Source organism: Klebsiella sp. 4_1_44FAA, assembly GCF_000238715.1.
Classification (GTDB): Bacteria; Pseudomonadota; Gammaproteobacteria; order Enterobacterales; family Enterobacteriaceae; genus Klebsiella; species Klebsiella pneumoniae.
In genome coordinates this window covers 1-7,457 of the sequence record NZ_JH414813.1, presented here as the reverse complement: position 1 = coordinate 7,457, position 7,457 = coordinate 1, and the positions used below count along the sequence as shown (strand labels likewise).

Annotated in this window: 9 protein-coding genes and 3 pseudogenes; 9 read left to right on the top strand and 3 right to left on the bottom strand. The window is 49.7% G+C overall.

The features are described from left to right. The 8 genes and pseudogenes from HMPREF1024_RS29605 to HMPREF1024_RS01175 all read left to right on the top strand — a co-directional run. Positions 1-220 (top strand): annotated as a pseudogene (locus tag HMPREF1024_RS29605) (transposase); the annotation flags it as partial. Positions 221-450: 230 nt separating this feature from the next. Continuing rightward, positions 451-1,425, top strand: a complete 975-nt coding sequence (locus HMPREF1024_RS01150) for a diguanylate cyclase (RefSeq protein ID WP_009309924.1) — start codon at positions 451-453, stop codon at positions 1,423-1,425. 550 nt (positions 1,426-1,975) lie between these two features. Then, entirely contained in the window at positions 1,976-2,296 is a 321-nt protein-coding gene (locus HMPREF1024_RS30880) for a hypothetical protein (protein WP_004197770.1), read from the top strand. Between the two features lie 229 nt (positions 2,297-2,525). Further along, a pseudogene (locus HMPREF1024_RS31890) lies at positions 2,526-2,660 on the top strand (hypothetical protein); the annotation flags it as partial. 27 nt (positions 2,661-2,687) lie between these two features. Continuing rightward, a complete protein-coding gene (locus HMPREF1024_RS01160; protein WP_004197773.1) occupies positions 2,688-3,017 on the top strand; it encodes a hypothetical protein in 330 nt (109 codons plus the stop codon). A gap of 48 nt (positions 3,018-3,065) precedes the next feature. Continuing rightward, complete coding sequence (locus HMPREF1024_RS01165) at positions 3,066-3,884, top strand: hypothetical protein (RefSeq protein ID WP_004197776.1); 819 nt, start codon at positions 3,066-3,068, stop codon at positions 3,882-3,884. Continuing rightward, positions 3,884-4,666, top strand: a complete 783-nt coding sequence (locus HMPREF1024_RS01170; protein ID WP_004197768.1) for a site-specific integrase — start codon at positions 3,884-3,886, stop codon at positions 4,664-4,666. The genes HMPREF1024_RS01165 and HMPREF1024_RS01170 overlap by 1 nt, the downstream gene beginning before the upstream one ends. Positions 4,667-4,831: 165 nt before the next feature. Next, positions 4,832-5,794, top strand: coding sequence for an Abi family protein (locus HMPREF1024_RS01175; RefSeq protein WP_004197772.1), 963 nt, complete (start codon positions 4,832-4,834; stop codon positions 5,792-5,794). A gap of 156 nt (positions 5,795-5,950) precedes the next feature. Here HMPREF1024_RS01175 and HMPREF1024_RS29590 read toward each other — a convergent pair whose 3' ends face one another. Genes HMPREF1024_RS29590 through HMPREF1024_RS0127795 form a run of 3 tightly spaced genes read right to left on the bottom strand, consistent with a single transcriptional unit; the run spans position 5,951 to position 7,089 of the window. Beyond that, positions 5,951-6,580, bottom strand: a complete 630-nt coding sequence (locus tag HMPREF1024_RS29590; RefSeq protein ID WP_004197775.1) for a YkgJ family cysteine cluster protein — start codon at positions 6,578-6,580, stop codon at positions 5,951-5,953. A gap of 49 nt (positions 6,581-6,629) precedes the next feature. Next, complete coding sequence (locus HMPREF1024_RS31500; protein WP_004197778.1) at positions 6,630-6,803, bottom strand: hypothetical protein; 174 nt, start codon at positions 6,801-6,803, stop codon at positions 6,630-6,632. Position 6,804: 1 nt separating this feature from the next. Further along, on the bottom strand, positions 6,805-7,089 hold the full coding sequence (locus HMPREF1024_RS0127795; protein ID WP_045355000.1) for a hypothetical protein: 285 nt from the start codon (positions 7,087-7,089) through the stop codon (positions 6,805-6,807). Between the two features lie 56 nt (positions 7,090-7,145). Here HMPREF1024_RS0127795 and HMPREF1024_RS01180 point away from each other — a divergent pair. After that, positions 7,146-7,457, top strand: a pseudogene (locus tag HMPREF1024_RS01180) (IS110 family transposase); the annotation flags it as partial.

Below are 7,457 nucleotides of genomic sequence, written 5' to 3'. Positions count from 1 at the left end.
CATCACGCAAGACAAAACGGACCATCAACATCGAATACATGAAAGCCAGCATCCGGGCCAAGGTGGAGCACCATTTCGCATCATCAAGCGACAGTTCGGCTTCGTGAAAGCCAGGTACAAGGGGTTGCTGAAAAACGATAACCAACTGGCGATGTTATTCACGCTGGCCAACCTGTTTCGGGCGGACCAAATGATACGTCAGTGGGAGAGATCCCACTAAAAACTGGGGATAACGCCTTAAATGGCGAAGAAACGGTCTAAATAGGCTGATTCAAGGCATTTACGGGAGAAAAAATCGGCTCAAACATGAAGAAATGAAATGACTGAGTCAGCCGAGAAGAATTTCCCCGCTTATTCGCACCTTCCATAAGTCGTGAACTATAATTACACTCAGTCAGATCCAAACACCTTTTCATCTGCATATATACTTTGTACATACCAGGAGATTACATGCAGGCACCCGGTATACCGGAGAATGAAGAACAGAGGCTGAAGTCCCTGTATATTACCGGCCTTCTTGATACCCGTGACGATGAGCGTTTTGAACGCCTGACGCGGCTGGCCCGCAAAGCCTTTCAGGTCCCGGTGGCTCTGATAAGCCTGCTGGATCGCGAGCGCCAGTGGCTCCTCGCCTGCCAGGGCGTCGGCGTGCGCGAAACTCCACGTGATATTTCGTTCTGCGGGCACGCCATTCTGCAGGAAGGGCCTTTTATCATTCACGATGCGGCTGCCGATGCGCGATTTCACGATAATCCCCTGGTTACCGGTGAGCCACACATCCGGTTCTACGCCGGCCAGCCGGTGAGCCTGCCGGACGGCACGGTGGCCGGCACGCTGTGCCTGATCCACACCGTTCCCCGCGCCTTCACGGATGAGGACATTGCGTCCCTCCGGGACCTGGCCTGTATCGTGGAGGACGAATTCGAGGCCATCAGCATGGCCATGACGGACAGCCTGACGGGCATTCCCAACCGGCGCGGGTTTTACCGCGCCGGCGAAAAACTCTTCCGCGCAATGAACCGGCAGGATGCGTCGTTCAGCCTCATCTATTTCGATCTGGACAGGTTCAAACCGGTTAACGATCTCTGGGGACACGCGGAAGGTGACGAGGTGCTGAAGATCTTTGCCGGCTTTTTACATCAGCACCTTGAACCGGGTGAAATAGCAGGCCGCCTCGGCGGGGATGAGTTTGCCGCCCTGATCCGGCGAAACGGTAACACTCAGTCTTATCTGCACGCGCTGAGTGCCAGTCTCGATCATTACAATGACACCTCGGGCAAGCCCTACAACATCAATTATTCCTTTGGCGAACTGATCAATAACGCAGACCATTATACGACACTGGCGGAGATGATCGGTAAATGTGACGAAGTGATGTACCTGCAGAAAAAAAGAAAGACCCTCTCCCGGAAAGCAGAACCGTGACGCTTTCCTTCCCGGCTGATCCCCTGCCCCGGGGTTCAGCCGGACGGCAGGAACAATATATTTAACCTCATGGCGCATAAAGTCATTTATATTTGCTCATGGCGCAATAATCCTCTCATCGCAACAATTACTCGTTTTTTGTGTCCATGCTGCAAAAATTCCTCTCTTCCTCTCCCGAGATCCGAAAAAAGGTAGTTCCGGATCTGCTTCAGCCCCGCCGGGGCGCAGCGGCACCAGAACACAAGATGTGCCACTCTATTATCTGCTGTTTATTCTATATATAGTGTTTACCCCCTGCCCCGCCACCGCCCGCTCACCCCCATAAAAGGGCGGTGTGGTTATTCCCTGACCGTGGTACACTTCCGGAAACTGCGCAATAGCGTAAAAATCGGATCTCACCGGAACGGCTATCCGGTAATTTAATGACGTGGTTATATGGCTGCTTATTATCAGCCAGAGAATAATGACAATAGATAAAATCCCGATTTGTGACTGTCAGGTGTGTCATTAGGTAATGATTTAGTGGTGGGATTATTTAACAGGGTATTAAATGGATATTGATCAAGTTATTCGGGGCCTTATTAGCCAGGGCATGAATTCTGTCTGGGTATATCAAACTGCGAATAGTTACGGCAAAGAACTGGTTCAGTTGCTGGACGTGCAAGGAAACGAGCTGGCTTGGCGTTGGCTCTCTGATGGCTGCGCATCATGGCAGGCTCCCTCTTCAGTGATTGGGGGATATTTGAGCTTACCAGTAGGAGCAAGTGAATATGACCTCTCACAGGGCTTCGATCATGCGTCGTTCATTCTAGGCACTGAGGATTGTTCAAATTATTCAGAACTACCGCCCAGACCAGACTGGTGCCGCTAGGTCGCAAAAAGAATATGAATGGCGGGATTTTTAAGCAATTTAAGGAAGCAAAATTATGGGAATGTTTGATACGGTCAGATTCCGGTACCGGATGCCTGACGGAGTCACCGGGACGGACTTTCAGACCGACGACCTAGACTGCGAGTGTGAATTTTACGAGATTTCCGCTGAAGGCCGCCTGCTTCGCTGGATGGGTGACGGTACGCGAACCGATACCTGTTTTGACGGGATGCTGACCCTCAGTGCCGATGACGGTTATCACCTGTATTTTGAGCACGGGACACTGGCGTGGATCGAGGTGTACTCGCAGGGCGACAGGCGCTGGCCGTTTGAGCCAGGCCGTTTTATGCCGGACCCGGCCTGACGGGATTTCTCGATACAAGGAACGCGAATGTGTGATTTATGCAGGGCGGACGGGAATTATTTCCATACGCCGGAATGTGTGTATGACCAGCTGGTCAGTGAGTACCCCGTGATGTGGCTGCGGGATTCGACCCGGATTGGCGCCTGCTACACCCTCCGTGAACTGCTGTCGCCGGAAGGGATGGTGCTGGCCATACAGAACGCGCCTCCCGTGACGGGATGGCGGCTGCGCATGCGGTATAACGAGGCCATTGATGAAGAGATTAACCCGCAGTGCGGGGACTGTATCGAGCTGGCCTCCAGGGCGGACGCCCTGCTGGCTTTTGAACCGTTCCGTGGAGACGATGCGGCAGTATGACCGGCTGGATTTTTCATTTACAGAACCATACAGAAGGGTACTGGCATTATGGGAAGCATGAAAGACCAGATGATGGATATTGAATCTGAACGATTTGATAAATGGCTTGCTGAAAATTATCCGGATGTTGTCCCCGGCTCAGAAGAATGGGAACAGGCCGCTAACCTGTACTACTGGGAACAGGAGTATCTCGCCGATCAGGCTCAGTGGGATCATGAACACGGGCTGTTTGTGGCTTCCCTGAACAATGTTCATCAGCGTTACCTGCACGCCAGCCAGGAGCTGAAGAAGCTCCATGCCCTGCTTGATGAAAAGCAGCCTGAACTGGTGTACAGAATGTCTTTCGTCCATGCCGTGACGGTCATGGAGGCGTACCTGATGTACTGCGCCAGAGCTCTGCTGGAAGAGGACAGGCCGCTCGAGAGATACTTTGAAGAGTATTACTTACCTTTTGCTAAGGTAGGCAAGAAAGAGAAGCAGGCGGCCCGCGAGATGGAGCTTACCAAGTTCCGCCCTGTGGCAAAGAATGTTGTTGCGAGTATGACGTTTCATAACGTGAAAACCATTGAGCGCTATTTCGGGACTGTGCTTCATATACCGCCCGTCTGGCCAATTGAGCCGCTGGGTATCATCGCAGACTGGCGAAACGATCTGGTACACCGCAACGGTGTGGATGAGCATGATGTGCCACGCGTGATATCAGCGCAGCAGCTGCATAGCGCCCTGCAGAAAGTGTCGGATCTGATAGAGGCTGCAGATCATTCCCTGCGTCTGGAAGTGGACTATTTTGGTAACTGGCGTAATGAAGAGAACCGGGAAATCATTGCGGGAGCACTGCGCATATCCCCTGGCGGAGAATCATCCTGATGACCGGACTTGTAACCCTGGGAGGGTATTCGACAACAGGTGCTCAGTTACCTGTTTCTATCGACTATCCAGCGGCGCTGGCCCTGCGTCAGATGGCGCTCGTTCAGGACGAACTGCCGAAATACCTGCTGGCGCCGGAAGTAAGTGCCCTGCTCCACTATGTACCCGATCTCCACCGCAAGATGTTGCTGGCAACCCTCTGGAATACCGGCGCGCGCATTAACGAGGCGCTGGCGCTGACCCGGAGTGATTTTTCCCTGACACCGCCCTACCCGTTCGTGCAGCTGGCCACGCTCAAACAGCGGACCGAAAAAGCCACCAGAACGGCCGGCCGTGCTCCGGCCGGTAGCCTGCCTCATCGTATCGTTCCGCTTTCCGATGCGAACTATGTCAGCCAGCTGGAGATGATGGTGGCCACGCTTAAAATTCCGCTGGAGCGCCGTAATAAACGCACAGACAGAACCGAGAAAGCACGCATCTGGGAAATTACCGACAGAACGGTCCGGACCTGGATAAGTGAAGCCGTTGATGCGGCTGCCGCCGACGGGGTGACGTTTTCGGTACCGGTTACCCCGCACACGTTCCGTCACAGCTACGGGATGCATATGCTGTATGCCGGCATCCCGCTGAAGGTGCTGCAGAGCCTGATGGGACACAAGTCGATCAGCTCGACGGAGGTCTACACGAAAGTGTTTGCGCTCGATGTCGCGGCACGGCACCGGGTGCAGTTCCAGATGCCAGGCGATGAGGCGGTGGCGCTGCTGAAGGGAAATGGCAGGTAACTAGACAGAACTATCTATGCCCAGAGGATGTATTGATTGCTCTTTTTTGAGTAATTTCCGTTGACGTGTTTGTCAAATGGAGTAGTATTAGTATTAATGATGCCTGCAACAACCCTTTGGGGAAGTTAGTGGGCTTTTTTTTGCCTATTCAGGGATGATGCTGCGATGCCGACAACCCTTTACAGCAAGCCTTACCGTACACCTGCCGATCTGATTAACGACCTCAAGAGCAAAAAGCTTGAGTTTTTGGACGAGGCTGAAGCAGAAAATACGCTCAGCCAGATAAGCTATTACCATTTTAAAATTTATCTCCATCCTCTGTTAGATCCGGCAAGTCCGGGCGGAAAACATTACAGAAAAGATGAGTATTTTGAATATGGGGTTGAGCTATACCGCTTCGACGAAAAACTTCGTGTACTGTTGTTTGGCGTAATTGCGCGGCTTGAAGTTAAGCTCAGAAGCAGGCTTGACCATACACTTTCCGCATTCTCAAATGACCCTTTCTGGTATCTTGATAATACTTTTTTCTATACAGCGAAAGGCACTAAAATTATTGATGACATTCGAAGTAGAATACAAGGTGACTTTAATAAGGAAGGGGAGCTTTACGCGAGAAATTACAGGAAAAAATACCACAATAATTCGCATCCGCAATTCTCTAATCTACCCCCTTTCTGGATTGCCAGTGAGGTAATTACTATCGGTTGTCTTTTCAAGATATTCAGTGCGACTGATTTCTCATATTTTAAGGGATTGCCAGCACCTCATAACACTCTGCTGGATACACTCGCAAATGAGTTTGGTGCAAATGATTTCAATTCGCTGACGAACTGGGTTCAGCGTCTGCGTGACGTAAGAAATCGTGCCGCGCATCATAGCCGACTGTGGAACGCCAAACTTGCGATTCCAAGCCAGATAGCCAGTGAGTTGACCATACCCGCAGTTCACCAGTATCGACCATACTTGACGGTCTGCGTGATACACAAAATGATTAAGACACTAGACCTGGCGGGCATTGACTTAAAGGGTGATCTTCTTCGTCTTTTTGCTGGTAGCCATGCGGCGCAGCTGTATATGGCTGATACCGGCTTCCCGCAAGGTTGGGAAAACGATCCTTTCTGGAATTAAAAAGCGTTGTCAGCAAACAATTGATTCACTAAAAAGGCCGCGATGCGGCCTTTTTGGATAAAATCAAAACTGTGACATATCATAGCCGGAGCCAGTGGAACAGCGCGCAAAACACGCACTGTCAGCGGAACTGGACTGAAATATTTCCATGCCTGGCTATTTTATTCCTTTATGATTCCCAAAGAAGAATCTTATATCACTCTTCTTCCTCTTCCCATTTAGTTGGTCAATATAGTTTCGGAACTGATAAATTATATTTATGTCTTGACCACCTAAACTCCCATATGTCCTATGAGGTTCGTTTGGTGTTTCGCAGTACTTAGGGTTATCTACTGTGAAAAAGGTTCTACAATTGAAAGGTCGATATTCATATATGGAGCAGATTCCATCAGTTAAAAATGGGCAATCTGTATTGGTTTTTAATTTTCTTTGCTTGTTAGATACAATTCTGTGGGATGTATTTTTTTCTATAAAACTTGCTTCTAATGCCGTCATTTCGACACCTATTTTGCAACAGGCGCTGCAACCTTTCTGACATACTGTAAAGGTTGATGCAAACTCGCCAAAAGTATCAAGAAATCCATAAATCAAACTAATTTCCAAAAATGGATTATTCTTAACAGAATCCAGCTTCACCTGAAGAGTCTGACAGGCAGCTATGACGTTTTCAGGGATGTCTGGTAATACTCTTGTTTCATCCCTTTCAATGTATTTCACTTCAATTATTTCATTTTTTTTGGGGAAAAAACGTTGTAGAAGACGTTGTAAAAAATTAATCCATTTCAAAATAACTCCTTAGGCATGACATGAAGCAGCTGCACATTGCAAAAGCAGATTAAACGACACGGATCCAGTAGGCTGGTTCAACAACCCAAACTCCGCAATCATATGCGATAGCCCTACGATGACGGTTCATCAGCCAGAACGTCCAGGCGACAAACCGACTATTTCCACTATAGACGGTTTTATCCCCATCCAGCATGACAGCATAGCGAGGCTTTTTGTTCATATTATGATTCCTTATGTTGTTTACCTGGAATTATCGGAGCGTCCAGGTGGCAAGGCAACTCTGTATCAGAGGATATTTTACCCCGCGCAACCAGCCATGCGCGACGTTGTTCCAGCCATGTTTTGAAAGCGGGTGTCGCTTCGACTTTTTTCACTTCCTTCTGTTTCCAGGCTTTTACCGGGCCTGCACTGAGCGGCGCACCGAGAAATTCACTGATCGCTTTGTCAGTCCAAAGGCGAGCTTTCAAGCCACGTTTGGCTTTGTTAATGGAATGGTCGCCTCCCATCTCTTGTGCCACAGTGGGACGATAAATCGTCACTCATTGAACGGAGCGCTGCTATCATGAACGTTAAAACTATTGGAATCGATTTGGCAAAAAACGTTTTCCAGATCCATGGGGTTGACGAGCACGGAAAACGGTTGTTCAACAAACAACTCAGACGGGCACAAATGGCCTCCTTTTTTGCCAACATCCCACCCTGTTTGATCGGCATGGAGGCCTGTGCATCTGCTCATTTCTGGGCCAATAAACTGATATCGATGGGCCATAATGTCAAACTGATGGCCCCTCAGTTCGTCAAACCCTATAGTTAAAACCAATAAGCATGATGCTGCAGACGCTAGAAGCTATTGTGAAGCCGTCACTCGACCTAA